The organism is Microbacterium sp. NPDC080220 (assembly GCF_040686395.1).
GTDB classification, from domain to species: Bacteria; Actinomycetota; Actinomycetes; order Actinomycetales; family Microbacteriaceae; genus Microbacterium; species Microbacterium gawkjiense.
On sequence record NZ_JBFBOP010000002.1, the window covers coordinates 13,725 to 37,384 of the forward strand.

General features: G+C 70.7%; 21 protein-coding genes and 1 pseudogene. 12 read left to right on the forward strand and 10 right to left on the reverse strand.

Going from position 1 to position 23,660, the window contains the following annotated elements; genetic code table 11:
- The first annotated feature begins 98 nt into the window (after nucleotides 1-98).
- From AB0P29_RS03625 to AB0P29_RS03640, 4 genes are read left to right on the forward strand one after another with little or no spacing between them, the layout of a single operon-like run.
- Nucleotides 99-878 (forward strand): HesA/MoeB/ThiF family protein, encoded by a 780-nt coding sequence (locus AB0P29_RS03625; protein ID WP_363378564.1) that lies wholly within the window; start codon nucleotides 99-101, stop codon nucleotides 876-878.
- Entirely contained in the window at nucleotides 875-2,107 is a 1,233-nt protein-coding gene (gene glp, locus AB0P29_RS03630) for a gephyrin-like molybdotransferase Glp (RefSeq protein ID WP_363378566.1), read from the forward strand. The genes AB0P29_RS03625 and glp overlap by 4 nt, the downstream gene beginning before the upstream one ends.
- Nucleotides 2,104-2,589: a cyclic pyranopterin monophosphate synthase MoaC gene (gene moaC, locus AB0P29_RS03635; RefSeq protein WP_363378568.1), complete on the forward strand. Its 486-nt coding sequence runs from the start codon at nucleotides 2,104-2,106 to the stop codon at nucleotides 2,587-2,589. The genes glp and moaC overlap by 4 nt, the downstream gene beginning before the upstream one ends.
- Nucleotides 2,586-2,819 (forward strand): MoaD/ThiS family protein, encoded by a 234-nt coding sequence (locus tag AB0P29_RS03640; protein ID WP_363378570.1) that lies wholly within the window; start codon nucleotides 2,586-2,588, stop codon nucleotides 2,817-2,819. Before moaC ends, AB0P29_RS03640 begins: the two co-directional genes overlap by 4 nt.
- A gap of 17 nt (nucleotides 2,820-2,836) precedes the next feature.
- On the opposite strand, the gene AB0P29_RS03645 is transcribed toward AB0P29_RS03640, so the two are convergent.
- Genes AB0P29_RS03645 through AB0P29_RS03655 form a run of 3 tightly spaced genes read right to left on the reverse strand, consistent with a single transcriptional unit; the run spans nucleotide 2,837 to nucleotide 5,329 of the window.
- Nucleotides 2,837-3,265 carry a molybdenum cofactor biosynthesis protein MoaE gene (locus tag AB0P29_RS03645; protein ID WP_217530954.1) on the reverse strand — a complete coding sequence of 143 codons (429 nt, stop codon included), beginning with the start codon at nucleotides 3,263-3,265 and terminating at the stop codon, nucleotides 2,837-2,839.
- On the reverse strand, nucleotides 3,262-3,747 hold the full coding sequence (locus AB0P29_RS03650) for a MogA/MoaB family molybdenum cofactor biosynthesis protein (RefSeq protein WP_363378572.1): 486 nt from the start codon (nucleotides 3,745-3,747) through the stop codon (nucleotides 3,262-3,264). Before AB0P29_RS03650 ends, AB0P29_RS03645 begins: the two co-directional genes overlap by 4 nt.
- Nucleotides 3,748-3,778: 31 nt before the next feature.
- Nucleotides 3,779-5,329 carry a molybdopterin-dependent oxidoreductase gene (locus AB0P29_RS03655; RefSeq protein WP_253035601.1) on the reverse strand — a complete coding sequence of 517 codons (1,551 nt, stop codon included), beginning with the start codon at nucleotides 5,327-5,329 and terminating at the stop codon, nucleotides 3,779-3,781.
- Between the two features lie 201 nt (nucleotides 5,330-5,530).
- Between AB0P29_RS03655 and AB0P29_RS03660 the strand changes: the two genes are divergently transcribed.
- Nucleotides 5,531-6,574, forward strand: coding sequence for a GNAT family N-acetyltransferase (locus AB0P29_RS03660; RefSeq protein WP_363378574.1), 1,044 nt, complete (start codon nucleotides 5,531-5,533; stop codon nucleotides 6,572-6,574).
- A 24-nt stretch (nucleotides 6,575-6,598) separates the two neighbouring features.
- Here the strand turns inward: AB0P29_RS03660 and AB0P29_RS03665 are convergent, their stop codons facing one another.
- The 3 genes from AB0P29_RS03665 to AB0P29_RS03675 form a co-directional block, all read right to left on the reverse strand.
- A complete protein-coding gene (locus AB0P29_RS03665; RefSeq protein ID WP_363378575.1) occupies nucleotides 6,599-7,432 on the reverse strand; it encodes a MerR family transcriptional regulator in 834 nt (277 codons plus the stop codon).
- Nucleotides 7,433-7,498: 66 nt separating this feature from the next.
- Nucleotides 7,499-8,008: a hypothetical protein gene (locus AB0P29_RS03670; protein WP_363378577.1), complete on the reverse strand. Its 510-nt coding sequence runs from the start codon at nucleotides 8,006-8,008 to the stop codon at nucleotides 7,499-7,501.
- Nucleotides 8,009-8,056: 48 nt separating this feature from the next.
- Complete coding sequence (locus AB0P29_RS03675; protein ID WP_253035597.1) at nucleotides 8,057-9,238, reverse strand: FAD/NAD(P)-binding oxidoreductase; 1,182 nt, start codon at nucleotides 9,236-9,238, stop codon at nucleotides 8,057-8,059.
- A 418-nt stretch (nucleotides 9,239-9,656) separates the two neighbouring features.
- Here AB0P29_RS03675 and AB0P29_RS03680 point away from each other — a divergent pair, with 418 nt between their 5' ends.
- The gene (locus AB0P29_RS03680; protein WP_363378579.1) at nucleotides 9,657-11,063 is read left to right on the forward strand and encodes a DUF222 domain-containing protein; all 1,407 of its coding nucleotides are present in this window, start codon (nucleotides 9,657-9,659) and stop codon (nucleotides 11,061-11,063) included.
- A 537-nt stretch (nucleotides 11,064-11,600) separates the two neighbouring features.
- Here the strand turns inward: AB0P29_RS03680 and AB0P29_RS03685 are convergent.
- The gene (locus tag AB0P29_RS03685) at nucleotides 11,601-12,239 is read right to left on the reverse strand and encodes a TetR/AcrR family transcriptional regulator (protein WP_253035594.1); all 639 of its coding nucleotides are present in this window, start codon (nucleotides 12,237-12,239) and stop codon (nucleotides 11,601-11,603) included.
- 181 nt (nucleotides 12,240-12,420) lie between these two features.
- Here AB0P29_RS03685 and AB0P29_RS03690 point away from each other — a divergent pair, with 181 nt between their 5' ends.
- The 6 genes from AB0P29_RS03690 to AB0P29_RS03715 all read left to right on the forward strand — a co-directional run bounded on the left by AB0P29_RS03690 (nucleotide 12,421) and on the right by AB0P29_RS03715 (nucleotide 20,140).
- Complete coding sequence (locus tag AB0P29_RS03690) at nucleotides 12,421-14,088, forward strand: ABC transporter substrate-binding protein (protein WP_363378582.1); 1,668 nt, start codon at nucleotides 12,421-12,423, stop codon at nucleotides 14,086-14,088.
- 87 nt (nucleotides 14,089-14,175) lie between these two features.
- Nucleotides 14,176-15,000 (forward strand): ABC transporter ATP-binding protein, encoded by an 825-nt coding sequence (locus tag AB0P29_RS03695; RefSeq protein WP_363378584.1) that lies wholly within the window; start codon nucleotides 14,176-14,178, stop codon nucleotides 14,998-15,000.
- Nucleotides 14,997-15,806: an ATP-binding cassette domain-containing protein gene (locus AB0P29_RS03700; RefSeq protein WP_363378587.1), complete on the forward strand. Its 810-nt coding sequence runs from the start codon at nucleotides 14,997-14,999 to the stop codon at nucleotides 15,804-15,806. The genes AB0P29_RS03695 and AB0P29_RS03700 overlap by 4 nt, the downstream gene beginning before the upstream one ends.
- Entirely contained in the window at nucleotides 15,803-16,882 is a 1,080-nt protein-coding gene (locus AB0P29_RS03705; RefSeq protein ID WP_363378590.1) for an ABC transporter permease, read from the forward strand. The genes AB0P29_RS03700 and AB0P29_RS03705 overlap by 4 nt, the downstream gene beginning before the upstream one ends.
- A gap of 1 nt (nucleotide 16,883) precedes the next feature.
- Entirely contained in the window at nucleotides 16,884-17,903 is a 1,020-nt protein-coding gene (locus AB0P29_RS03710) for an ABC transporter permease (RefSeq protein WP_363378592.1), read from the forward strand.
- The gene (locus tag AB0P29_RS03715; RefSeq protein ID WP_363378594.1) at nucleotides 17,900-20,140 is read left to right on the forward strand and encodes a glycoside hydrolase family 3 N-terminal domain-containing protein; all 2,241 of its coding nucleotides are present in this window, start codon (nucleotides 17,900-17,902) and stop codon (nucleotides 20,138-20,140) included. The genes AB0P29_RS03710 and AB0P29_RS03715 overlap by 4 nt, the downstream gene beginning before the upstream one ends.
- A gap of 176 nt (nucleotides 20,141-20,316) precedes the next feature.
- On the opposite strand, the pseudogene AB0P29_RS03720 reads toward AB0P29_RS03715, so the two are convergent.
- From AB0P29_RS03720 to AB0P29_RS03730, 3 genes and pseudogenes are all read right to left on the reverse strand, one after another.
- A pseudogene (locus tag AB0P29_RS03720) lies at nucleotides 20,317-20,775 on the reverse strand (carbohydrate ABC transporter permease); the annotation flags it as partial.
- A gap of 102 nt (nucleotides 20,776-20,877) precedes the next feature.
- Nucleotides 20,878-21,774 carry an SDR family oxidoreductase gene (locus AB0P29_RS03725; protein WP_311285501.1) on the reverse strand — a complete coding sequence of 299 codons (897 nt, stop codon included), beginning with the start codon at nucleotides 21,772-21,774 and terminating at the stop codon, nucleotides 20,878-20,880.
- Between the two features lie 37 nt (nucleotides 21,775-21,811).
- Nucleotides 21,812-23,623: a glycoside hydrolase family 15 protein gene (locus tag AB0P29_RS03730; RefSeq protein WP_363378596.1), complete on the reverse strand. Its 1,812-nt coding sequence runs from the start codon at nucleotides 23,621-23,623 to the stop codon at nucleotides 21,812-21,814.
- Nucleotides 23,624-23,660 lie beyond the last annotated feature (37 nt).

Here is a 23,660-nt window from a genome sequence, read left to right on the forward strand (position 1 = left end):
GATTGGGGGCCACCGATGCCGCATCTGCGGACCCGTTGGCCCGTCGGCATCCGATTCCGCGGCGGCCCTGCCATCACCGACACACGTACACTCGGGACATGCGCCCGTTGGTCGATCCCGTGCCCGAGTTGGATCCCGACGAGCGCCGGCGCACCGCGCGCCACACGGTGCTGAAGGGCATCGGCGACGAGGGTCAGCGGCGGCTCGCGAACACCCGCGTCGCCGTCGTCGGCGCGGGCGGCATCGGCTCGCCGGCGATCCTCGCCCTCGCCGCCGCGGGTATCGGCGCGATCACCGTCATCGACGACGACACGGTCGAGCTGCACAACCTGCAGCGCCAGATCGCGCACCGCATCGAGGACATCGGGGTACACAAGACCGAGAGCACGGTGCGCGCGGTCGCCGCGCTCTCCCCCGTCACGGTCGTCACCCCCGTGACCGCCCGCCTCGACGACACGAACGCGCAGGAGTTCTTCGCGGGCGCCGACATCGTCATCGACACGAGCGACTCGTTCGCGACACGTCGCGCCGTCGCCGCCGCGGCCGAGGCGCTCGGCGTGCCGCTCGTCTGGGGTGCCGTCCGCGAGTGGCACGCGCAGATCACCGTGTTCTGGTCGCGCCCGACCGAGGGCGACCCCGTCGTCCTGAACGATCTCTTCGCCGTCGGCACCGAGGGCGACCCGCCGACGTGTGCCCAGGTCGGCGTGCTCGGCGCGCTGTGCGTGCAGGTCGGCGGCATCCTCGCCACCGAGGTCGTCAAGCTCGCGATCGGCGTCGGGCAGCCGCTGCTCGGCCGCATGCTCGTGCTCGACGCCCTCTCGAGCCGGCAGCACGAACTGCCGCTGCGGTCGGCGGCGAGCGCGGCGGCGCGCGCATGAGCGGCCTCCGCACGGTCGAGGAACAGCTCGCCCGCGTCCTGGCCGCGGTGCGTCCGATCGCCGGCGAGACGCTCCCCGTCGGTGACGCCGCGGGCCGCACGCTCACGGCACCCGCCGTCGCCGCGCACGACATCCCCCTGTTCGACAACTCCGCGATGGACGGGTTCGCCGTGCGCGCCGCCGACGTCGTCGCGGCGGGGCCGGGGCATCCCGTCTCTCTCCGTATCGTCGCGGACCTGCCGGCGGGAGTCGCCAGCGATCCCCCGCTCGCTGCGGGCGAGGCGGCGCGCATCATGACCGGGTCGCCGACACCCACCGCCGCCGACGCCGTCGTGCCGTTCGAGAGCACGGCGGGTGGACTCGCCGACTCGCTCGGAACCGTCGAGGTGCTCGAGGCGCCGACGCCGGGCGCGTTCATCCGCCGCCGCGGCGCCGACCTGCGCGCGGGCGACGTGGTCGTCGACGCGGGCGAGCGTTTGGGACCGTTCCAGGTGGCCGCGGCCGTCGCGGCGGGAATCGACGAGGTCACCGTCGCCCGGGCACCTCGCGTCGCCGTCGTCTCCACCGGCAGCGAGCTGCTCGCCCCGGGTGAGCCCGTGCGACGCGGCCTGATCCCCGACTCGAACGGCCCGCTCCTCGCGCAGCTCGTCGTCGACGCGGATGCCGAGCTCGTCCTGAGTGCGCGCGTGTCGGACGACGGTGCGGCGGTCGCGCAGGTGACGGCCGACGCCCGCGCGGCCGGGGCCGACGTCATCGTCTTCACCGGCGGCGTGAGCGCCGGGGCCTACGAGCCGGTCCGCGCCGCCTTCGACGGCCACGGGGAGGTCGAGTTCACCCGGGTGTCGATGCAGCCGGGCAAGCCGCAGGCGTTCGGGACGGTGGGTGACGGATGCCTCGTGTTCGGCCTTCCCGGCAACCCGGTCAGCGTCGCCGTGTCGTTCGAGGTGTTCGTGCGCCCCGCACTCCTCGCGCTGCAGGGGCGCTCGGTCATCCAGCGCCCACGGATCACCCTCACCGCCGCGGAGTCGTGGACGACACCGCCCGGGCGCCGCCAGTACCTGCCCGCGGTCGTCGATCTCGCCGCCCGCACGGTGCGCCCCGCGACGGCGGGCGGCTCGGGCTCGCACCTGGCCGGCGGGCTCGCCCGGGCATCCGCTTTCGCGATCGTCCCCGCCGAGGTCGCGAGCGTCGCCGCGGGTGACGAGGTAGATGTCATGCTGGTCGGATGACGTTCCCCCACCTCGACTCCGCCGGCCGCGCGCACATGGTCGACGTCACCGCGAAGAGCCCGACGGTCCGCACCGCGACCGCGCGCGGGTTCGTGCGCTGCAGCGCCGACGTCGTCGCCGCCCTCCGCGACGGCACCGCGCCGAAGGGCGACGTGCTCGCCGTGGCCCGGATCGCCGGCATCCAGGCGGCGAAGTCCACCGCCACGCTGCTGCCCCTGGCGCACCTCATCGGGGTGCACCGGGCGTCGGTCGAGCTCGAGATCACCGACGAGGGTGTCGAGATCGAGGCCACCGTGGGGACCGCCGACCGCACCGGCGTCGAGATGGAGGCCATCACCTCGGTGTCGGTCGCCGCGCTCGCCGTCGTCGACATGATCAAGGGACTCGACCGCGCGGTCGTCATCGAGAACGTCCGCATCGTCGCGAAGTCCGGCGGTCGCTCCGGCGACTGGGTGCGCCCCGGCGAGGAGGAGCGGGCATGACCCTCGTGCGCTACTTCGCGGCAGCCGCCGAGGCCGCCGGGACCGAGAGCGAGGAGCGGACCGAGGCGACCCTCGGCGAGCTCCGGACGGCCGTGCTCGACGAGCACCCGAAGCTCTGGTTCGTGCTGCCCGACTGCGCCGTGCTGGTCGACGGCGTGCGGACCGACGGCGACGCCTCGCTCGCCGGCGCACGCCTCATCGACGTGCTGCCGCCGTTCGCCGGCGGATAAGGGCAGGCGGGCGGGGGTCAGCCGCCGATGCCCTTCCAGGCGGTCGTACCGTCTTCCTCGACCTGACGCTTCCACACCGGCAGGTCGGTCTTGATCGTCTCGATGATGGCGCGGCAGACCTCGAACGCCTCGGCGCGATGCTCCGACGCGACCGCGATGACCACTGCCGCGTCGCCGACGGCGAGGCTGCCGACGCGGTGACTGACGGCGACGACGGTGTCCGCGGCATCCCCCGCCTCGGCGGCGATGCGGTGCAGCGTCGTCTCGGCGTCGGGGTGGGCGCTGTACTCGAGCCCGACGACCGTGGTCGCGGCATCCGGATCGTTGTCGCGCACCCGCCCGATGAACGTCGTCACCGCGCCGTACCGGGGGTCCTCGACGGCGCGCAGGTGCGCCTCGACGTCGAGCGCGGCCTCTTCGAGCCGCGCGATCCGCACCGTGTTCACGAGTGGTCCCCGCCCTTCGCCTGATCGACCACGTGCCGGGCGACCGACACGATCACCGGGATGCCGGAGGCCACCGCTCGGGTCGAGCCCGGCAGGTTGACGATCAGCGCCCCCTCGGGCTCGACGACGCCCGCGACGCCGCGGGAGAGCAGCGACATCGGGGTGTCGGCGAGGCCGACGCGGCGGAGCTCCTCCGCGACGCCCGGGATGACCCGCGTCACCACGCGCTCCGTGCCCTCGGGGGTGCGGTCGCGCGGACCCACTCCGGTGCCGCCGGTCGTGACGATGAGCCGGGCCGGGGTCGCGAGCGCACGGCGGAGCGCCTGCTCCACGGCATCCGCTCCGTCGGGGACGATCTCGCTGCCGACGCACGGAATGCCGGCCTCGCCGAGGAGCGCGACCGCGAGCGGCCCGCCGCGGTCCTCGCGTTCGCCGGATGCCGAGCGGTCGGACACCGTGATGACGTAGGCGCGCAGGGTCACGTGCTCACCCTAGGCGGTCGCCGGCAGGCGGTCACGAGACGGTGATGAGCGAGCGCTGCCACCCGGTCGAACCGTCGGGGGCGATCGGCGCGCGCTCCTCGATCTGGGTCTCGCCGTTCTTGTTGATCGCACGCACCGCGACGTAGTGGGGGCCGGGAGTGGCGTCCCACTCGAGGACCCACTGCACCCAGGTGTCCTCGTTGATGGGGGTCGAGAGCTTCGCCGACTGCCAGTCGCCGTCGTCGATGCTGACTTCGACCCGCTCGATGCCCACGGTCTGCGCCCACGCGACGCCGGCGAGCGGGACCGTTCCGGCAGAGACCGGCGTGCCGCTCTTCGGTGTGTCGAGGCGGGACGAGAACTTGATCGGCGCCTGCGCGGAGTATCCGCGCGGGGTCCAGTACGCCTCGTCGGCGGCGAACGTCGTGATCTTCAGCTCGGTCACCCACTTGGTCGCCGAGACGTAGCCGTAGAGCCCGGGGATCACCATGCGGACGGGGAAGCCGTGCTCGGGCGGCAGCGGCTCGCCGTTCATCGCCACGGCGAGGATCGCGTCGATGTTCTCATCGGTCCCGGCCGACAGCGGGGTGCTGGCCGTGTAGCCGTCGACGCTGCGCGAGAGGATCATGTCGGCATCCGCCTTCGGACCCGCCATCTTGAGCACCTCGCGCAGCGGGACGCCCTGCCAGATGGCGTTGCCGACGAGCCCGCCGCCGACCTCGTTCGAGACGCACGTGAGCGTGATCGCGTACTCGTCGAGGCCCATGTCGAGCAGGTCCTGGAAGGTCAGCTCGACGCGCTGGTCGACCATCCCGTCGATCACGAGCCGCCACGTCGAGGGGTCGACCGTCGGCACGGTGAGCGCCGTGTCGACGCGGTAGAAGTCGGCGTTCGGAGTGATGAGCGGGCTGATGCCTTTGACGTCGAGCTCGGCACCCGCGGGGATCGTCACGGTGCTTCTCGTGGCGGGCAGCTTGAGCGCCCGACGGATGGCGTCGGCCGAGGCGGTGGCGGCGCTCACGGCTCGCGCCGTGACGCCCACGACGACAGCGGATGCCCCGGCGATGACGGTCGTCAGCAGGAACCGCCGACGATCGAGGCCCTGTGCCTCACCGGTGTGGGTGTCGTCGCGCCAGCCGCGCAGCCACCGTCCGAGCAGGAACAGGACCGCGGCGGAGCCGAGCGTGCCGAGCGTGGGCGGGAGGAACGCCAGCGGCGTGGCGTCGGCGCGGGTGACGATCGCCGCACCCGACAGGATCCCCGCGACGAAGAGCGCGATCACGCCGACGGGCGGTCGCACGTACTCGAGGATGCCGGCGATCGCCGACGCGATCGCGACCGCGAGGCCGAGCCCCGCGAGCAGAGCGACCTTGTCGTACTCCCCGAACGTCGTGATCGCGAACTCCTTGAGCGGCCGCGGCACGACGTCGACGACGAACGACCCCACGGCGAGGATCGGACTCGCCGTGCTCGAGAACAGGAGGGCTGCGAGTTCCGCGATGGCGAGGAACACCGCGCCCGCGACGATCCCCGAGAGGGCGGCCCACAGGGTGAACCGCGTACCGCTGGTGTGAGTGCTCATGTCATCCCTTCAACAGGTGTTCGGAGCGAACACGCGATCGGATGAACCGAGGAGCGGCACGCGAGGCGAGCTGATGCGTCTCACTCTGGCTGGTCGGGTGGGCGAAAGCTCGCTCTTGCGGAAGCGGGGCGGATGCCGCAGGGGCTCGCGCACGCCGGCGGGACGTGTCGGGGCGGGGCGGCGTCGAGTAGTGTCGGCCCGGTGACCCCCGCGCACCTCGCCGATCGTCTCGAGAAGACACCCGGGCCCCAGCTCCCCTCGCACCCGGCGATCGCCGTGTGGCGCGCAGCGGCATCCGCCGACATCGACGCGATCCACGCGGTCGTCAGCGCGGCCGACGCGATCGACCACCCCACGTGGACGACTCCGCGGCAGGACGTGGCCGAGGCGTTCGAGTCGACCCACATCGACCCCGCGCGGGACACCCTGGTCGCCGTCACCGCCGACGGCGAGATCGTCGCGACCGGCGTCAGCGCACTTCACCCATCTCGGGCCGGAGGGATGCTGTCGGTCGACCTGAGCGGCGCGGTCCACCCGCAGTGGCGGCGCCGCGGCATCGGAACCGCCCTGCTGCGCTGGCTCGACGCGCGGGCGCAGCAGCAGGTCGCGCGGGCGGCGCAGTCGCTCGAGGGCGGCGGGTCGGAGGGTCGGCTCAAGGCGTACGTCGAGGAGCCCAACACCGACCACGCCACGATCCTCGCGGCGCAGGGGTATACGGCCGAGCGCTGGTTCTCGACGATGGAGCGCGACCTCGCCCAGCCCGTCACCGCCCTTCCGGTGCCGGAGGGCATCTCTCTCGTGCCGTACGACCGGGCACGGGATGCCGACGCGCTCGCCGCGCGCAACGACGCCTTCCGAGACCATTGGGGAAGCCTGCCGTCGAACGAGGAACGCTGGGAGCAGTTCGTCGGCGGCGACTTCTTCCGCCCCGACCTGTCCCGCATGGCCGTCACCGACGACGGGCAGATCGTCGCGTTCTGCCTCGCCTCGGTGAACGAGGAGGACTTCGCGGCGCTCGGGGCATCCCACGCCTACATCGACCTGATCGGCGTCGTCCGGTCGCACCGAAAGCAGGGGCTCGCACCGCTCGTCATCGCGGCCGCCCTCGAGGCGATCACGGCCGAGGGGCTGGAGCGTGCCGTGCTCGATGTCGACACCGACTCCCCCACCGGAGCCAACCGGCTCTACGAGGGGGTCGGGTTCGTCGCGACGCACCGGGTCATTGCGATGGTGCGGCGGCTCTGAGCGCCATCGAGCTCTTGGCGGCGGTCAGCGGCCTCCGTCCGCGAACGGCCAGGCGACGGTCAGCCGCAGGTCTTCGTCGTCGCGGGGCGAGTTGTGCCAGATCTCCCGGGGCGGGCCGACCGGCGTGCCCCCGGCATCCGTGATCCATGCGTGCACCTCGTCATAGAGCGCCAGGATCTCGGGGAAGTCGGTCTCGCGACCTTCGGCGTGGCGGAGCGCGAGCTGGCCGCCCGTCATCCGATAGCTGCGGACGCCGTCGGTCTCGTCGATGAGGCCGTCGACGGGCAGCACGATCTCGAGCGGGCCGTCGGAGTCGTCGGTGACGGGGGCGTGGAAGACCCCGAACGGGTCGCCCGTCGGACTGAGCCCGGCGCGTGCGGCGACCTGCCGGAGGCGGGTCGTCTCGGCGTGGATGATCTCGTCCATCTCGTGCGGCGCCATCCGGCGCATGACGCTGAGCACGGGCCGGTCGGCCTCGATCGTGGTCTCGACAGCGGACATGGGGGTCTCCTTCGTGAGATGCAGCCGCGCTCGGGCGAGCACGACGTCGTTTGCCTGCACGCGGCGGTGCATCGAGGCGACCGCGGCGTCGAGCAGGAAGACCGCGCCCGCGGGGTCGGCCTCGGCGCGGTCGAGGATCGCGGCGATCTGCTCGAGCGACAGGTCGGCCGAGCGCAGCAGCGCGATCAGCCATCCGGTCGCTACCTGGTCGGCCGAGTAGTAGCGGTAGCCGCTCGCCTCGTCGACGCGACGCGGCGCCAGCAGTCCCCGGTCGGCGTAGATGCGCAGCGCCTTCGCCGACAGCAGGGTCTCCGCAGCGAACCGGCCGGCGGTCATCCACTCCTCGTGTTCTGTCACGTGCTCAGCCTCGGCCATGCCCCTGGGGCGAGGTCAAGCACCGATAGCGTGAGGCCTGGGGACCCCCTACTCCTCGTCGGCGGGCGCGGAGCAATCGGAGGCGACGACGAAACGGGCCGTGCTGGTTGCTTCGATCAGCCGTCCGTCGAGCCAGTACCGTGCGGTGTACCCCGCTGATCGGTGCACCTCGCCGCCGCCGACAGGTGCCACGGCGAACAGCGCCGTGATGTCGGTTCCCGGATCGACCACCGTGCCGCGGACGTCGATGCGTCGGTTCCAGACCTCCGGGTCCGGCGGGTAGGCATCGCTGCCGAGGCTCGTCGTGCCCTCGATCGGAACCAGGTAGCTCTCGCGGAGTTCGAGACCTTCGGGGTCGATCAGGTCGATCGAGTCCATGAGGACGGCAGCCCCGTTCGACGTCCGCACCACATCGCCGAAGGTGACCATCGCCGCGTCCGACTGGACACAGACTTCGTACCCGCCGCCGAGCGTCACGGGCGCCTCGCCCGCGCAGGCGGAGAGGCCGCCGGCGACCAGAACGCATCCGAGTGCGGCGATGGGTGTTCGACGGGCCATGCGCTCACCCTGGCACAGCGGCGGTCGACGCGCACCCAGGCGCTGATGTCAGCCGATGCGGGTGCGGAGGGCCTCGGCATCCGTCTCACCGTCGACCAGCACCGCACGGGCGAGGTCACGGGCGTCCTCGACGTTCCAGAGCAGCACGCCGACGGGAGCGCCGGACTCGTCGCGGTAGTAGACGACCGTGCGGTCCGCGTCGAGGTCGACGACGAGGGGATCCTTCTCGGGATCGAGCGTGCCGACCGCCTCCCACCGGACGCCGAACACGGCCGAGTAGAAGTACGGGGTGTGCGTGTAGGGCAGGCGCTCCCCCGCCATCGAGCGACCGACCGCGGCGCCCATCTCGTTCGCGTTGTCGACGTGCTCGACGCGTGTGCGGCCCAGGATCGGGTCGGGGTACGACGCGATGTCGCCCGCGGCCCAGATCGCGTCGTCGCTCGTGACGAGGTGCTCGTCGACGACGACGCCCTCATCGACGACGAGGCCCGCCTGCTCGGCGAGGTCGGTCACGGGGTCGACGCCGAGGCCGAGCACGACGATGTCCGCCGGTCGCTCGTCGCCGCCCTCGAGCACGACGTGCAGGCGGTTGCCCTCCGTCCGGACCTCTTCGACGCGCGCGTTCGGGCGGAGCTCGACCCCTCCGTCACGGAACAGCTGCTCGTAACGCCGGGCGAGCTCGGGCGGGAACGTGCCGTCGCCGAGGACCTCGGACGGGAACACCAGCTCGGTCTCGACGCCGTTCTGCACGAGCGCGGCCGCGATCTCGGCCCCGATGTAGCCGCCGCCGACCACAACGGCGCGACCGCCCTGCGCCGCGAGTTCGCGCAACCGCCGATAGTCGTCCGCCGAGCGGAAGAACAGCACGCGGTCGTCCTCCGGCGCCGGGATCTCGCGGGGCTTCGAGCCGGTCGCGAGCAGCAGGCGGCGGTAGCCGAGCTCGTGCCCTTCGCCGATCGAGACCGTCTTCGCTTCGCGATCGATGGACGTGACGAGCGTCTCGAGCCGCAGCTCGGCGCCGGTCGCCTCCTCGGTGCCGAGCGGAACCTGGTCCCACGTGAAGTCCGGGTCGGTCCAGAGCTTCTTCGACAGGGCCGGCCGCGTGTACGGCGGGTCGATGTCCGCGCTGAGGATCCCGATCGTCCCGTCCGGATCCAGTTCCCGGATGCCGCGCGCCGCCGCATCCGCCACCATTCCGCCGCCGACGATCAGATAGTCGTAGGTCCTCATCGCATCGCTCCGCTCGATTCGTTTGGGGCAACGGTAGGTGGGAGCGGTGGGATCGGCGGCGGGGTTGCGTGTGTGCGCGAGGGCGGTTAGGTGGGGGCGGTGCGCGCGGGGGCGGCGGGGGCGAGGTGCGCGGCGGGGCGGCAGGCGCGGGGGCGCGGTGCGCGGCGGGCGGTTAGGTCGCGCGGATTCGGAGATGTGCGTCGGATTCGGATCGCGTGGGGTGGTGCATCCGAATCCGGCGACTCCCTCCGATTCCGGCGCCTTTACCTTGAGTCGCGCTTGCCGTCGGGGGCGGACTGCGTCGCTTCTCCCGCTCTCGCGAAGAATGAGAGGACTCTCATTTTCGGGATGTGCATACCGTGTGTTTTGGGCCGGTTTTGCCGGGGTGGATGTCGGTGGCCAGTGGCAGAGTGCAGGTATGACGGATGCGGCGGAAACCCCCGATAGCGAGGACTATCTCGCCATCCTGGCGGGCGTCGTCGCGGACGTCGATTCCGCAGCTCGACGGATCGCTGCGGCGCAGATCGAGGAACTGCGCGCACTGGCCACGGCGGGCCGTCTGGCCGAAGCGCAGACCGCGCAGCGCAACGCGCGGGTCCAGGTGCACGACATGGCGTTGCGATCGATCGCGGCCGAGGTCGGCGGAGTCATGCGCGTGACCGACCGGACCGTCCAGCGGCGCATCGGTGAAGCACGAACCCTCGTCGAAGGGTTTCCCGCGACGGTCGAGGCATGGGAGCAAGGCCGCATCGTTCGGGGCCACGCGATCGCGATCGTCGAGACCGGGACGAGCCTCCCGCCGGAGATGTGGGCCGAGTTCGAGCAGGTCGCGATCGGCCGGTGCGAACGCGATACCCCGAACCGGGTGCGAGGCGAGCTCGAGATCCTCGCCCACCGGATGCACCCGCGCTCGTTCGCGGAACGGCACGAGGAAGCCGCCGCGACGCGATGCGTCCGGATCGTGCCGGGGCGAGACGGGATGTCCGACGTCGTCGCAACCGTCCCGACGGTGATCGCCGAGGGTATCCACGACCGGCTCACGCAGCAAGCGCGAGCAGTCATCGACACCCGCGACGAACGTGCCGCTGCGCGCGGCTGTGCGGGTGTCGCGTTCGGGGAAGCCGCCAGCGACGGCGACACTGACGGCGATCGCGACGACGACGCCGCCGCGATCATCGCCACCGACCAGCGCTCCATCGACCAGGTCCGCGCGGACGTGCTCGCCGACCTGCTCCTCGCCGGAACACCCGCCCTCGACGACACCCGAGACACCACCGCGGGACCCCTCGGCGCGATCCGCGCACGCGTACAAGTGCTCATCCCCGCCGCGACGCTCACGGGCGAGGACGACGGACCGAGCGACCTCGCGGGCCGCTCCGCCATCGATCCCGCGACCGCCCGCACCCTCGCCGGCGGTGCGCAGATCTGGGAGCGCCTGTTCCACGACCCGACCACCGGGGTCACGGTCGCGACCGACTCGTACCGCGTCCCGTCCGGGATGCGCCGGTTCCTGCAAGCCCGGGACCAGCACTGCCGGTTCCCGGGTTGCCGCGTCGCGGCGATCCGCTGCGAAGTGGATCACACCCGCGACTATGCGCTCGGCGGACGAACCGAACTCACCAACCTCGCGCACCTGTGCCAGCGGCACCATTCGATGAAACAGTTCACCGCCTGGAGGGTGCGACAACTGAAGGGTGGTGTCCTGGAATGGACTTCACCCCTCGGCAGGATCTACAGAGAAGACGCACCGACCCCGGCCGTCGCCTTCACCCCTGCCGCACCACCATCACCACCACCCGCACCAGCGGAACCCGCACCTTTCTGATGTGACTATCGGGCGCGCCAAGACGCCGTGCGCGTGCGAGCGTCAGGCGAGTGCCACGCCCCCGACCGGGCCGACCTACTCCGCGCCGAGCCCCGCCGCCTTTTCGCGCAGCACCGCCTGCTGCACCGTGTTCGCGGTCAGCTCCGCTGTTGCCAGCAACTCGGCCCGGCCCGCATGATCAGCATGTGCTTCATGGTTGTCTCCTGAGTGTCCGGGGGGGGACGCGACCTCGTCGAGAAATCCTTTCGCTCTCCTCGCCTACGGTCTCCGCGTCGCCTGGCTCATGGTCCTCGCCGACGAAGGCGATGTGCCCCCGGCATCCGCCCTCGCCCTCCCGGCCGACGTCACCGTGTCATCGGACACCATCGGATGCGGCAGCGGCGGCTGCTCGCGCACGCTCACCCCCGCCGACGGAACACCCCCCGAAGCCTGGGACCTTCTTCGACCCGCGCACCGTCTCGGCGTTCGGGACGGTCGGCGACGGCGAGCTCGTCGTCGTCCTCGACTACTCGTCGACGGTGTACGTGCCCTGACGGATCACTCGTCCGCGAGCACCGATCTGCGCGGCTCGACCACGGCCGCCACGATCGCCTCGATCGCGAACTCCGACGCGCGGCCGAGGTCCACCGCCGTCGGGTCGAGCAGCCACTGGATCTGCAGCCCGTCCATAACCGCGAGGATCGCGGCCGAGCCGTGCGCGATCGACCCCGGCTCGGTGATGCCGCGCTCCTGGCAGATGCGCTCGAACGCCTCGCGCAGATCCTTGCGCAGCACCGTGTACCGGTGCTCGAAGTACGACCGCCCGGGGTGGTCGTCGGTGACCGACTCCGCCGACAGCACCGCGTAGGCCTGCACGATCCCCGCCCGGCGCATGTTCATCATCGCGGTGTGCACGAGGTGGCGGAACAGCTCCATCCCGCCCGGGATCCGCCCGCCGTCCAGGTCGACGACATCCGTCTGATCACGATGCTCGAGCACTTCGAGGAGCAGCTGATCCTTCGACCCGAAGTGATGCAGGATGCCGGCGTGCGTCATGCCGACCTGTTCGGCGATGTCCTGCAGGGTGCCGTTCGCGAAGCCCTTGGACCCGAAGATCTCCTGGGCCGCGTCGAGGATCTCCCGACGACGGACGAGCGTCGCCGGGCGCGACTTCGTCTGGTGCCGACTTTCGGCCATGATCCGCCTTCTTCTTCCCGCTGCGGATCAGATCTTACGCAGATCCCGGCGCCCGCATCATCCGAGGTTGTGAACTTACTTACTTGATTGTAAGTTTTCCCATGCAATCACACTCAGCGCCGAGTGGCACTCCTTCGGAGGTCTGTATGCGGCGCCGGGACCCACAGATGAAGGAGAAGCAATGAGGCTGAAGACCTCCCTCGCCGCCGCCGGTCTCACCGCGGCACTCATCCTCACCGGCTGCGCCGCCGGTGGCGGGGACACCAACAACAACTCCGGGGGCAACGGCACAGGAGCCGCCCTCACGATCGCGAAGCCCGACGGCGCGATCACCACCGAATCGCACAACCCCTACCTCGGCGACTCGTCCGCGTCGAAGTACGGCTACGGCAAGGTCATCTTCGAGCCCCTCGCCCTCGTCAACCCGACCGGCGACCTCGGCACCACGCCGTGGCTCGCGGAGACGGTCGAGTGGAACGACGACTACACCCAGCTCACCGTCACGCCCCGCAGCGGTGTCAAGTGGAGCGACGGTGAGGACTTCACCGCCGACGACATCGTTTTCACGTTCAACCAGTACCTCAGCGGCGAGCTGACCGACACCGGCGCCCTGGGCGTCACCGACGTGAAGGCCGACGGCGACACCGTCGTGATCAGCTTCGGCACGTCGAAGTTCACCGCCCAGGGCCGCGTCCTGCACACCCCGATCGTGCCGGAGCACATCTGGAAGGACATCGCCGACCCCAACACCGACCCCCTCACCGACGAGGGCAAGGCTGTCGGCACCGGACCGTACGTGCTCTCCAACTGGTCCACCGAGTCCGTCTCGCTGACCGCCAACCCCGACTACTGGGGCGGCGACCTCGCCGTGCCGCAGCTCAACTACGTCTCCTACGGCGACAACGCGGCCCTCACGACCGCGCTGGCGACCGGCGACGCCGACTGGGAGCAGGCGTTCATCCCGCAGATCCAGCAGAGCTACCTTGACGCGGACCCGGACAATGTGTTCCTCGTGTCCCCGACCCCGGGCGCCGGCACGCTGTTCATGAACCTGCAGCGCAAGCCGTTCAACGACCCCGCCCTCCGCGAGGCCCTCGCGTGGACGATCGACCGGCAGGCCTACGTCGACATCGCCCGCGAAGGCGCGAGTGAGGCGATCTGGAACAAGACCGGTCTCAGCTCCGTGCTCGAGAGCGAGATCATCGACGAGTACAAGGATGACAACTACTCGGTCGACGTCGACAAGGCGAAGGACGTCCTCGAGGACGCCGGCTACACCTGGAACAGCGGCGCGCTGACCGACCCCGACGGTGAGGCCGTCGAGTTCTCGATCTCCGTCCCCGCCGGCTGGAGCGACTGGAACACCGAACAGGCCCTCATCTCCGAGGAGCTCGACAAGGCGCTCGGCATCAAGGTCAACGTCGACCAGCCCGACTGGGGCGGCTGGGACGCCGCCCGCCAGGAAGGCGACTTCGACGCGATCATCCACTGGCTCGAGGACACCGGCAACGCGTACGGCCTGTACACGTCGACGATGGACCCGAAGTGGATCGTCGACGACAAGGCGTCGTTCAACTTCGGCCGCTTCGACGACCCGAAGGTGACCGAGGCGCTGAACACGTACGCCAACGCGAGCTCCGACGAGGACCGCGCGGGCGCCAGCGCCGTGCTGCAGAAGGCGTTCGTCGAGAACGTCCCCGCCATCCCGCTGGGCGCGCACCCGCTCCTCGGCGAGTTCAACACGCGCAACTACGTCGGCTGGCCGTCGGAGGACGACCAGTACGCCGCGGGTGACCCGACGCAGGCCGGTGTCGTTCAGATCCTGACGAAGCTGAAGCCCAAAGAGTAACCCGACCGAGTGACGGGGCGGATGCCGCTGGCCCGGCGGCATCCGCCCCTCCACCCCTGCCACCCCCACGAAAGCGAGCACGCACCGATGCGCGATTCGTTACTGTCCGTCGACGACTTCTCCGTCGTCTACGACGTCGACCCCCCGGTCGAAGCCGTCAAGAACGTCAGCCTGGAACTGCGCCGCGGCGAGATCCTCGGGCTCGCCGGCGAGAGCGGATGCGGCAAGACGACCCTCGCCTACGGTGTGCAGCGCCTGCTCAAGGCGCCCGCCGTCATCTCGAGCGGATCCGTCACCTTCCGCGACGTGTCCGGCGAGGACATCGACGTCAACTCCCTCGACGCGGAGGAGATGCGCCGTTTCCGGTGGGACAAGATCTCCATGGTCTTCCAGGGCGCGATGAACGCCCTGAACCCCGTCGCCACGATCGGCTCGCAGCTCTCCGACGTCTTCGAGGTCCACCGCCCCGACATGAACCGCGCCGCCCGGCGCGACGCGGTGAACGAGCTCCTCGAGATCGTGAAGGTCGGCGCAGCCCGCAGCCGCTCGTTCCCCCACGAACTCTCCGGCGGCATGCGCCAGCGCGTCATGATCGCCATGGCGCTTGCCCTGCGCCCGCAGCTGATGGTCATGGACGAGCCGACCACCGCGCTCGACGTGCTCGTGCAGCGCGAGATCCTCAAGCAGATCTCGCAGCTGCGCCACGAGTTCGGCTTTTCCGTCATCTTCATCACCCACGATCTGCCGCTGCTCCTCGAGATCAGCGACCGCATCGCCATCATGCGCGAGGGCGAGATCGTCGAGATCGACACCGCCGAGCGCATCTGGAACGCCCCGCAGCACGAGTACACGCGCACCCTGCTGTCCTCGTTCCCGCGACTGACCGGTGAAAGGGGGGTCGTCGTCCGATGACCACACTCGAATTCGACGGCGTCACGAAGGTGTACCACGTGCGCGGCGCCGGCCAGATGAGGGCCCTCGACGACGTCTCGTTCACGCTGACGTCCGGGCAGACCATCGGCCTCGTCGGTCAGTCCGGCAGCGGCAAGTCGACGATCGCGAAGATCCTCACGCAGCTCGAGACCCCGACGAGCGGCGAGGTGCGCCTCGACGGCACCCCCATCCCCCGGCGCGGCAAGGGCCTGCGCGCCTACCGCCAGCAGCTGCGGATGGTCTTCCAGGACCCGTTCGCCTCGCTGAACCCGTATCACTCGATCCGCCACCACGTCGAGCGCCCGCTGCGCCTGGACAACGTGGTCCCGAAGCGCGAGGTCGAGGACGAGGTCCGCCGGCTCCTGGAGCGCGTCCGCCTCGACCCCGATTCGGTCATCGACCGTCGCCCGCACGAGCTCTCGGGCGGACAGCGGCAACGCGTCGCGATCGCCCGGGCCCTGGCATCCCGCCCCCGCCTGCTCGTCGCCGACGAGCCGGTCTCGATGCTCGACGTCTCGATCCGCATGGGCGTGCTGAACCTCCTCGCCGACCTGCAGCGCGAAGAGGGCCTCGGCGTGCTCTACATCACGCACGACCTCGCGACCGCGCGGCACTTCAGCGACGAGATCCTCGTCCTCAACCAGGGCCGCGTCGTCGAGAGCGGCACCGCGGACGACGTCATCCTGCGCCCGCAGAACCCCTACACGCAGGAGCTCCGCGCTGCCTCGCCCGACCCCGAGAGCCACTTCGCGTCGACTCCCGGCTTCTCCGGAGGTGCCCGATGACCGCCGTCGAACCCCAGCTGCCCGTCGAGACGTCCGACGCGCTCGAGGTCGGCACGACCGCCACGACCGCCGTCAAGGGACGCTCCCGCATCCCGTGGCGCTTCCTCGGCAGCCGCGCGCTCTTCTATCTATTCACGCTGTGGGCCGCGATCACGATCAACTTCTTCCTGCCCCGCTTCATGAAAGGCGACGCGGTCGACCAGTACCTCGCCCGCAACCGCAACGTCACCCCCGAGGCGGCCGACGCCCTGCGCGCCTTGCTCGGCATCGACACCGACAAGTCCCTGTGGCAGCAGTACCTCGACTACTGGGGCCTCATGCTGCGCGGCGACCTCGGGGTCTCGCTGCTGCACGGCCTGCGCCCCGTCACCGAGGTCATCGGGCAGTCCCTGCCATGGACGGTCGGTCTCGTGGGCTTCGCCACGATCGTCTCGTTCCTCATCGGCACGATCGGCGGCGCCATCATCGGATGGCGTCGCGGCAGCCGCGCCGAGGTGATGATTCCGATCACGACGTTCCTCAGCACCATCCCGTACTTCTGGCTGGGCCTGCTCGCCATCGCGCTCTTCTCGGTCAACCTGAAGTGGTTCCCCATCGGCAAGGCGTACGGCGTCGGAGTCTCGCCCGAGTTCACCCCCGAGTTCATCGGGCAGGTGATCCACCACGGCACGCTCCCGGCGGTGACGATCATCATCGCCTCGCTCGGCGGCTGGATGCTCGGCATGCGCAACATGATGCTGACGGTCCTCGACGAGGACTACATCACGGTCGCGCAGGCCAAGGGGATGCCGAACTCGCGCGTCCTCTGGCGCTACGCCGCCCGCAACGCGGTGCTCCCCCAGATCCAGAGCTTCGCACTGTCGATCGGCTTCATCGTCGGCGGCACGATCGTCATGGAGATGGTCTTCAGCTACCCCGGCGTGGGCAAGCTGCTGCTGGACGCCACCAACGCGAAGGACTACGCGCTCATGCAGGGCGTCTTCCTCGTGATCACGCTCTCGGTGCTCGTCGCGAACATCCTCGCCGACATCGCCTACGCGTTCCTCGACCCGCGCACCCGCCAGACGGAGGCCTGACATGACCACGACCGCCACCATCCGGATGGCCCGTACCGAGGACCCCACGCCGAACACCTTCGGCGCCCGCCTGCGCTCGGCGTTCGCGATGTTCCGCAACGCGAAGTCGATCACGGGTCTCGCGATCCTCGGCTTCTTCGTCCTCATCGCGATCTTCGCCGACGTCCTCGCACCGTTCTCGCCGACACAGGTCGACAACACCGCGCGGTTCCAGCCGCCGTCCGCCGAGCACTGGCTCGGCACGACCCACATCGGCGAGGACGTCCTCAGCCAGGTCATCCACGGCACCCGCGGCGTCATCGTCGTCGGCTTCCTCGCCGCGATCATCGCGACGATCATCGCGATCGTCGTCGGTGTCGTCTCGGGTTACGTCCGCGGCTGGAAGAGCGAGGGGTTGTCGGCCCTGACGAACGTGTTCCTCGTCATCCCGGGGCTCCCGCTCATCATCATCGTCGCCTCGATGTTCGAGCAGCCGCCGCTCGTGCTCATCGCGGCGGTCCTCGGCATCACCGGCTGGGCGTGGGGCGCCCGCGTCCTGCGCGCCCAGACGATGTCGCTGCGCAACCGCGACTTCATCCAGGCGGCTCGCGCCAACGGCGAACCCCTGCGCCGCATCATCGCCGTCGAGATGCTCCCGAACCTCATGGCACTCATCGCCGCGAGCTTCGTCGGCACCGTGACCGCCGCGATCCTCGGCCTCACGACGCTCTCGTACATCGGCGTCATCCCGGTCAACACCTACAACTGGGGCACGATCCTCAACTGGGCCAGCGCGCAGGGCGCGTTCCGGCAGAACCAGTGGTGGTGGTACCTGCCTCCGGGCCTGTGCATCGCCGCGATCGGCGTCGCGCTCTCGCTCATCAACTTCGGCATCGACGAGTACGTGAACCCCCGTCTGCGCTCGGCCGGTGAGCGCGCCCGCGCCATGAAGAAGAAGGGGCTCGACGTCAACGACGCCGTCACGGTCGTCCGCGCACCCGCCTCGACGCGCCGCACCGCCTCGAAGGACAGCACCGCATGACCGTCGTCGACCTGCCCACCGCCCCCTACCTCGACCCCGCACGGACCGTCGAGGAGCGGGTCGCCGACCTCCTCGGGCGCATGACGCTCCCCGAGAAGGTCGGGCAGATGATGCAGTTCGACGCCCGCGAGGACCTCGAGCACATCGTGCACGAGCGCCACGCCGGCTCGATCCTGCACACGTCGCCCGAGAAGGTGCTCCGCGCCGCCGAGCTCACGGCGCAGACGCGCCTGCGGATCCCGCTGCTGGTGGCCGAGGACTGCATCCACGGACACTCCTTCTGGGAGGGGGCGACCATCTTCCCGACGCAGCTCGGGATGGCCTCGACGTGGGACCCCGAGCTCGTCGAGCAGGTCGCGAAGGCGACCGCCGCAGAGGTGGCGGCCACCGGCATCCACTGGACCTTCTCGCCCGTCCTCTGCATCGCGCGCGACCTGCGCTGGGGCCGTGTGAACGAGACGTTCGGCGAGGATCCGTTCCTCATCGGCGAGCTCGCCTCGGCGATGGTGCGCGGGTACCAGGGCGACGGCCTCGACGATCCCGACGCGATCCTCGCGACGGCGAAGCACTTCGCCGGGTACTCCGAGACCCAGGGCGGGCGCGACGCGAGCGAGGCCGACATCTCGCGCCGCAAGCTGCGCTCGTGGTTCCTGCCGCCGTTCGAACGCGTCGCGAAGGAGGGATGCCGCACCTTCATGCTCGGCTACCAGACCACCGACGGCGTGCCCATCACCGTCAACGACTGGCTGCTGAGCGACGTCCTCCGCGGCGAGTGGGGCTACACCGGCACCCTCATCACCGACTGGGACAACGTCGGCCGCATGGTGTGGGAGCAGAAGGTGCAGCCCGACTTCGTCCACGCCGCGGCCGCCGCCGTGAAGGCCGGCAACGACATGGTCATGACCACGCCCGGGTTCTTCTCCGGCGCGCTCGAGGCCGTCGAACGCGGGATGCTGACCGAGGCCGACATCGATCAGGCCGTCGCGCGCATCCTGTCGCTCAAGTTCCGTTTCGGTCTGTTCGAGAACCCGCGCCTCCCCGACCGCGAGCGCATCGCCGCGGTCGTCGCCCGCAGCGCCCACACCGACCTCAACCTCGAGGTGACCCGCCGCTCGCTCGTGCTGCTGCGCAACGACGGCACCCTGCCGCTGGCCGCCGGCACCCGCCGGATCGCCGTCGTCGGCCCCCTCGCCGATGACGCGCAGACCCAGCTGGGCGACTGGGCGGGGTCCTCCGGACAGGTCGATTGGATGCCGGACGGCCACCCGCGTGCCCAGATCACGACGGTCCTCGACGGGCTGCGCGAGCGCTCGGGCGGGGCGGTCGAGTACGCGCGGGGCGCCGACATCCTGCGCCTGACCGACGACCCCGCCGGCACGTTCCCCGACGGGCAGCCGCGCCCGCCCATCGTCGTCCCGAGCGACCCCGACGAGGAGCGGATCGCCGAGGCGGTCGCCCTCGCCGAGCGCTCCGACGTCGTCGTCGCCGTCGTCGGCGACCGGATCGAGCTCGTCGGCGAGGGCCGGTCGACCGCGACCCTCGAGCTCATCGGCGGGCAGCGCGCACTCCTCGACGCCCTCGCGGCGACGGGCACGCCGCTCGTCGTCGTGCTCATGGCGTCGAAGCCGCTCGTCCTGCCGGCGTCGGTGCGCGAGGCATCCGTCGTCTGGGTCGCGAACCCCGGCATGCAGGGCGGTCGCGCGATCGCCGAGTTGCTGCTCGGCGAGATCGAACCCGCCGGACGCCTGCCGATCTCGTTCGCCCGTCACGCCGGCCAGCAGCCGACGTACTACAACCAGATCCGCGGCCAGCACGGCGACCGCTACGCCGACCTCACCCAGGAACCGGCGTTCGCGTTCGGCGACGGCCTCTCGTACACGACCGTCGAGTACGACGAGCCCGAGATCCTGACGCCCGTGGTCTCCGCCGGGGACACCGTCCGCGCCCGCGTGACCGTCCGCAACACCGGCACGCGCCCCGCGCACGAGGTCGTCCAGGTCTACGTGCGCGACACCGTGACCTCGGTCAGCTGGGCCGACAAGGAGCTGAAGACGTACCGCCACGTCGACCTCGCCGCGGGGGCTGCGGCGACGGTCGAGATCGAGCTGCCGGCGTCCGACTGCACGATCGTGGATGCGGCCGGCCGCCGCATCGTGGAACCCGGGGAGTTCGAACTCCTCATCGGGCCGTCGTCCCGCGACGAGGTGCTGCGGGCGGTCTCGTTCGAGATCCGCTGACACGACGGAACAGCGGGGGGCGGGTGCGTGGTGTCACCCGCCCCTCGCTCGCGTCCCGTGCCCCGCGCTTCAGCGGGAATCCGCGCTCCAGCGGACATTCGGCGTCGGTTCGACCGCTGGAACGCGGATCGCCGCCGTTACGACGAGCCGACCGCACCCCGGCGCCGCCGGGCGACCTACTTCAGTCCGGTCATCGCGATGCCCTGCACGAAGTAGCGCTGCAGGAACAGGAACAGGAGCAGGATCGGTGTCACGACGAGGACCGACCCCGCCATCAGCAACCCGTAGTACGTGCCGTTCGACCCAACCGAGTAGAGCGACAGCGCCACCGGCAGGGTGTACATCTGCTCGGTCTGGGCCACCACGAGCGGCCAGAGGAAGTTGTTCCACGAGCCGAGGAAGGTGAGGATCGCGAGCGTGGCGATCGGCGGGCCGCACTGCGGCAGGACGACGCGCAGGAAGATGCGCCACTCCCCCGCCCCGTCGATGCGCGCCGCCTCGATCAGCGCGTCCGGCACGCCCATGTTGAACTGCCGCATGAGGAACACGCCGAGCGGTCCCGCGAGGAACGGCAAGATGTGCGCCGGATACGTGTTGACGAGGCCCATGTTCGCGACGAGCACGAACATCGGCACGAGAAGCGGGCCGCGACGGCGGAGGAGGAGCTCGTCGACGCCTGACGCGGCATGACAAAGGCCCCGCGCGCTCGATGCGGCGGGGCCTTCGTCATGCGATCGTCAGGGCGTCGGCATCCCGCCGTTGACGTTGAGGGTCTCGCCGAGCACGTAGCTCGACTCCGGCGACGCCAGGAACACGTACGCCGGGGCGAGCTCCGCGGGCTGTCCCATGCGACCGAGCGGGGTGTCCTCGCCGAACTGCTCGAGCTTCTCGGGCGGCTGGCCGTCCGTGACCTGCAGCGGCGTCCAGATCGGTCCCGGAGCGACCGCGTTGACGCGGATACCCTTGGGCGCGAGCTGCTGGGCGAGCGCCTTCGTGAACGCGTTGATCGTCGCCTTCGTCGAGGCGTAGTCGACGAGCGTCTCGGACGGCGAGTACGCCTGGATCGACGTCGTGTTGATGATCGTCGATCCCGCGGGGAGGTGGGGCACCGCCGCCTTCGTGATCCAGAACATCGCGTCGACGTTCGTCGTGAACGTGTGGTCGAACTGCTCGTCGGGAAGCTCCGTGATGTCCTCGCTGTAGATCTGCTTGCCGCCGTTGTTGACGAGGATGTCGAGACCGCCGAGCCCCTCGACCGTCTGCGCGACGAGGCCGACGCAGTACTCCTTGTCCTTGAGGTCGCCCGGCAGGGTCAGAACGGTGGCCCCGGCCTCGCGGAGGATGCCGGCGATCCGCTGCGCGTCCTCCTCCTCTTCGGGCAGGTACGACAGAGCGACGTCGGCGCCCTCGCGCGCGAACGCGATCGCCGTCGCCGCACCGATGCCCGAGTCGCCGCCGGTGATGAGGGCCTTGCGCCCCGTCAACCGGCCCGTGCCGCGGTAGGTGTCCTCGCCGAGGTCGGCCTTCGGGGCGAGGTCGGCGTCGAGGCCGGGCTCCTCCTGGTGGCCCTTGCGGGGTTCGATCTCGGAGTAGAGCTCCACCGGATTCGTGAACGTGTACTGGTCGCGTGCCATCGTGCTCTCCTTCTTCTTGGTGGTGGTCAGGGGGTCGTCAGCGGCCGTCGGCGTCGTCGCCGACCAGCTCGCGGATCGTCAGGGCTGCGCGGATGAGCGCCAGGTGGCTGAGCGCCTGCGGCAGGTTGCCGAGGAACGCGCCGTCGTCGGGGTCGATCATCTCGGCGAACATGCCGACGTCGTTGCCCGAGGCGACGAGCTCGTTCATCGCGGCGATGCCTTCGTCGTGACGGCCGACGCACACGAGCGCGGCGGCGCGCCAGAAGCCGCACGCGACGAAGGTCGCCTCCTCCTCGCGCATGCCCGTGTAGCGGAAGAGGTGCGGCCCCTCGCCGAGCTCTCCCGAGAGCGCGTCGATCGTGCGCGACATCCGCTCACCGCGGTCGAAGCCGCTCAGCGAATGCAGCAGGACGGAGGCGTCGAGGTCGCGGCTGCCCTGGGCCATGACATACGCGCCGCGGGACTCCGACCAGCCGTGCTCGTCGACCCAGTCACGCACGAGCTCCGCCTCCGCCGCCCACCGCTCGCTGCTGCCCGGGATCTGCTCGAGCTCGGCGAGCCGCACTGCGTCGTTGAGCGCCTGCCAGCATCCCATCTTCGACGAGACGTAGTGCCGCTCCTCGGGCAGCTCCCACATGCCCGAGTCGGGGTTCCGCCACGAATCGCACACCTTGTCGGCGTACATCGACAGCATGCGTCCGGTCTCGACGTCGAGGGCGTTCCCCGCCTCGACGTAGGCCCGGCAGATCGCGAACAGGTCGCCGTAGACGCCCAGCTGCACCTGCTCGCGGGCGGGGTTGCCGGTCACGACCGGGCCGATCCCGCGCCACCCGGGCACGTCGTACTCGGTGACGTGGCCGTCGAGCTCGCCGTCGAGGGTGTACATGACGTGCAGCTCCGGCCCGTGCCGGCGGATCGTCCGCAGCAGCCACGAGATGGCGGCGTGCGTCTCTTCGCGCAGTCCGAACCCGACGAGGGCGTCGAGCGTGTACGCGAGGTCGCGCACCCAGGCGAGGCGGTAATCCCAGTTCTTGCCCCCGGCGAGGTTCTCGGGGAGCGACGTCGTCGCGGCCGCCGCGATCGCACCGGTCGGGCTGTGGATGAGGAGCTTCAGCATGAGCGCGCTCCGCTGCACGTGGGTCGCCCACGGACCGTCGTACGAGAACTCGCGCGACCAGGCGCGCCAGGCCTCGATGGTGCGGTCGATGCCGCGGTCGACGTTGTCGGGGTCGGGGAAGTGGATCGGCTCGTCGTGCGTGCCGACGACGATGAGCAGGTGCCGGCTGCCCTTGGTGGCCGTGAAGCCGCCCGCGAGTCCCGTCGCGATGCCGTCGGCGGATGCCGCGGGTTCCGGCCCGTAGTCGCGGCCGGTCACGCCGATCGTCGTGAGTCCCGAACGCAGGATGCTGCGGCCGTTCGCTCGGTCGTGCCACGGTGCGGCAGTCTTCAGCGACGTGCCCGGCTGCACCCGCCAGCGGAACGCCACCTCGCCCTCCACCCCGTCGACGCGGCGGGCGAGCTCCGCCCACGGCAGGCGCCCTGCGACCCCCGTCACGAGCGCGTCGGTCACGGTCGCCGTCCCCGACGCGGTGCGGAAGGTCGTCACGAGGACGTTGGTCCGCGGCAGGTAGCGGCGACGCACGTCGTACTCCTCCACCGGTTCGAGCTCGATGCACCCGCCGGCGTCGTCGTCGAGCAGTCGCCCGAAGATCGGCAGGTCGTCGATGCCGGGCAGCGGCATCCAATCGATCTGACCGCGCAGCCCGATGAGCGCGACCGTGCGGCCGTCACCGATCGGCGCGTAGCTGCGCAGATCCTGACCGGGAGCGGCGTCGTCGTGAGGGGGCATGACCCGAGTCTTCCCGGGGCGCGGAGCGAGCGGATGC